This is a genomic window from uncultured Campylobacter sp. (genome assembly GCF_938018035.1).
Classification (GTDB): Bacteria; Campylobacterota; Campylobacteria; order Campylobacterales; family Campylobacteraceae; genus Campylobacter_B.
Window position 1 is genome coordinate 1 of sequence record NZ_CALIJF010000418.1, and the last position, 4,001, is coordinate 4,001.

Consider the following 4,001-nt stretch of genomic DNA (forward strand, 5'->3'; position numbering starts at 1 on the left):
TGATGAAATTTTAAGCCGCATTGTGCCGAAATTTCATTTAAAAACGGGTAAATGAACAAATGGAATTTATGAAGCGGTTTTATACAACAGATATAGGCGGATTGGAATTTTACGAAATAAAATTTTGAAAGATAGGTGGAGTACGGGCGGCTTTGAGCAATTTTAAATTTTATCGGCGATGCGTTTTGCCGCGATATAATTTTAGGATGAGGATTGGAATGCGGAATTTTATGAAGTGGAATTCGACGGCTATGTTTGGGGCAGAAAAATTCTAAGTGGTGAAATTTTATGGCAAATTTTATATGATCGCACTTTGCAAAGCCCACTATGCTAACGGCTGAGAATTTTAATAAGCAATAAGGGATCTCTCCTCATACGAGATTTTGCTTTGAATTCTACCAATTGAAATTAGTGCGCAAACTTATATATCATTACGACGCGCAAATCTTAGTAAGTAAATTTTACCGCCAAGTTTTATAGCAAAATTTCGCAATTTAAAATTTCAAAGAAATTCTATCTCATGGAATTTACAGACAAAAATTTGCAAAGCAAAATTCCAAAATATTTGTCGCCAAGAAAACCAAAATTTCGCTCATAAAAAAAGGCTAGCCAGGAGACTAGCCTTTGTAATATGAGCTTAACGCTGATACTACCAATCGGTCTTTTGATTGTAGATATCGCGAACATCGCCAGAATCTAGAATTCTAGTCGAAGTATCGCTAGTACTATTGTCTGACGAGCTACCACCAGCGAACGATCCTACGTCATCCGCTATGCCCGATTTAACCTGACCTTCACCGCCCCAGACCGTAGGTTTAGACTGCTTTATATGTACACGAAGAGGATTATAATACTGTCGTACGCCTGGATACTTTTTAGAGTAGGCTCCTCCGCCACCTATAGTAAACATAGTCTTATCGTTTAAAGCGGGCGTATGGATAAGCCATGGGTTAGTTTCAATACGTATTGTAGCCTGGCCCGGAGCAGTAGCTTGGATAGCTATATCTTCCTTGCCGTAGCTTACTACATTGCCCCTGTGAACAGTTACACTAGTAGGCGTGAAGCTGGTATAGGCGCTTACGAATTCCGCCCCTATATTATTTAGAGTAGCCCTAGTATTTACTACGAACTTCGTAAAATCGGTTAGGCTAGGATCTTGAGCTGCTAGCACGGTAAATATATTTGAGCTAGGAGCCTCATAAGCAAGCTCTGCGCTAGGAGCAGGCATATTCGCGCACTTATCGGTTCTGCCACAATAGATCTGCGCATAAATAGGTACAGTTATTCCCGTTCTAGTAGTAGCCTGATACACTCTAGATCCCAGGCTTTTATCATATGATGTACCATAGACAAATAGCGCATAAGTGCCTACGTTGTCACTATAATCTATAACGGTTTTACCTGTTGCATAGGTCTTACTATTGGAATTAGCAGCGGCTATATAAGCAGCTTTGCTTGCAGCTTTGGTCTCGCTAACCTTTCTAGTGATGAAAGCATTAAAGTTCTCTTGGGACAACTTTATATCATCTTTCTTATATTGCTCCGAAGTTATATCCGAGATAGCATTGTATGATTTATCAAATTTTGACGGCCAAAAATTTTCGGCGATACTAATCGTGCCATTTCTGATTTCAAAGTCACTAGCGTAGATAAGCACCGGAGTGCTAGGGGTTTTATGCATCCTAGCGAAATTAAAATATACAGTTGAACCAGGGGTCTGCCCCTCTCTAAATCCTTGTGCTAAAATCCTGAAATCCGTTGACTTAGAATCGTACTTAATTCCTGTGCCGTCTTTCGGTCTATTAATAAGTCCGCCTATTAATGAAGCGTCGGAATAATAATTAAGCGCCATTCTAAGAGGGATAGGCAAGCCGTAACCCGTATCGGATGCGGAAGCGGCTTCATTCCAACCTCCATTAATAGTTGAGCTTAGGGTTCTTACGTTATATTTATAGCATCTACTATCATATCCTGTAGGGCCTAGGCACTCGTTAGAATTTGCAGCAAAAAATTGCGTACCACTATCAATCTTATAGGTAACGGTAGCTCTATTAGGATATGGCACGTAATTTGTATCTCCACCGGTCTTGTTAGCGGTAGCCGTGGAGCAACGTCCATCGGTACTATTGCTAGCGCAATCGAATCCAAAATTTAGCGCAAAATCAAGATCGCTCGAAAACCCGCACACGGCTTGAGGAGTGCCACCAACATCTTGCTTATATCCGTCATAAAGCGTAGCGATGACATCCTTATAAACTTTGTCAGATAGATACGCTACTGCATTGACCTTAAGCTTAGCCAGTTGGCTTAGCTGATTAGTTACCGCTAAATTCTGGCTAGAATTTTCGTCGGCATATACTACGACATCGTTTTCGATGTCCGGAGCGTTGAAATATGTATACGCAGATATTCCACCCGAAATATTATTATCACCTACACCCCTTGTCACGCCGTTATCAAGGCTTGTGAGAGATACTCTGATACGATCCGGTCGGTAGCGTAATACGATATTATCATTTGTCGCTTTATCTTTGTTAGCAGCAAGCCTCATACCTACGTCGCAGCCTATCATACCTTTAGCATTAGGAATATTGCTAGATGAATTGATGATACATTTAGCGCTATTCCACTTCTTAGAGTATGTCTGATCGGAGTAGGCATCCGTCCATGAGTTATCATAGATATTTACTAGCACATCGCCGACATTGTAGTAGTTAAAAATTTTATCGGCATCTTTGCCTATGGTTTCGGTATAGATAACGGCATAGCTTTTATCTTTAGCTTCCGGATCTTTTCTGGACTGGGTCATCAGATATGCACCCTGAGCATGACCTTTACTATCAAATTTTGCAACGCCCTCCGTCTCTTCGATATTTCTAACGTTAAAATTCGCCCATAGACTTACGGCGTTTTTATCCCATACCCTTCTATACGACGCGTCAAATTTCGAACTTGTACCATTTAATACGCACGAGACATCATCGCTCTTGCCAAAAGAGCCTTTTTTGATAGCTTCCGGATCAATCTCATATTTGCCTGTTTCGGCATTGTATTTAGCACCGGAATATTCCACTGCGGTACCACCATAACAACTATCTTCTTTAACGCCACGTTTTAATGTAGTGGAAGCATTCCTATCTACATAATAGGATTGAGTAGAGACATTAGCCGCGCATTCATTAGATATAAACGGACGCAAGTAGGTTTGAATACCGCGAATCTTGGTTGATATATCTTGAGTATCGTCGGAATCTGCACCATAGCTTTTACGCAGATGATAACGTTGATTGCCAAGATCGCCACCGATTTCTGCTGTGTAGTTAGGTACGCCGTTGTCACTATAGCTTCTGGCCGATATTACGTGAGCCAAGATATCTGCGTTTTGCGTATAATCGCCGCCTACGCGCAGATTATTAGGATTAAGTACGCTGGTGCCATCACCTTTTTTGGTTATATCACCACTCGCAGTGGTATCTACGATCTTACTATACTTGCCCGAATCCTTCAGCGCTTTTGTATCTACATTAAAATATGCAGGGCGAAGCACAAAGTTGTCGCTACCGCATATATGGAACGAGCCGTCTTTTGACATTTGAATTCCGAACTCATCTTTAGCAGCCTTTATATTATTTTCAAGCTTCTGCAGCTCCGGTTGTATTTTATTCTCCCAAATGTCCTTCTTTTGCTCCGCAGTTAGTTTTGTGTTGCACCAGCTAAAATTCTCACCTGTCTCGCAATATCCATATCGCTTTTTAAGCTCCCATTTCTTGAGCTCCGAATAATAAGCCTTAGGATCGCTGTTATTTAAATCTTTGTTTTTTATATACTGATCTAAATCGGATCCTGAGGCAACTTGATTATCCGGACGATAGCTAAGCATAAATGTAAGACCCTGATACGCATCTCCTATCTCTATATCGTTTAGCTCTAAAATACTTTTTCCTTTAAAATCCACTTCCTTATCGATAGTGTAATCGGTTTTGTCCTTCATCTTCAACGGA

General features: G+C 40.8%; 1 protein-coding gene. It reads right to left on the bottom strand.

Annotation, left to right across the window (positions count from 1 at the left end; genetic code table 11):
- Positions 1–649: 649 nt before the first annotated feature.
- Positions 650–4,001 (bottom strand): hypothetical protein (locus tag Q0257_RS12785; protein ID WP_298025390.1); only part of this gene is annotated, 3,352 nt, incomplete at its 5' end.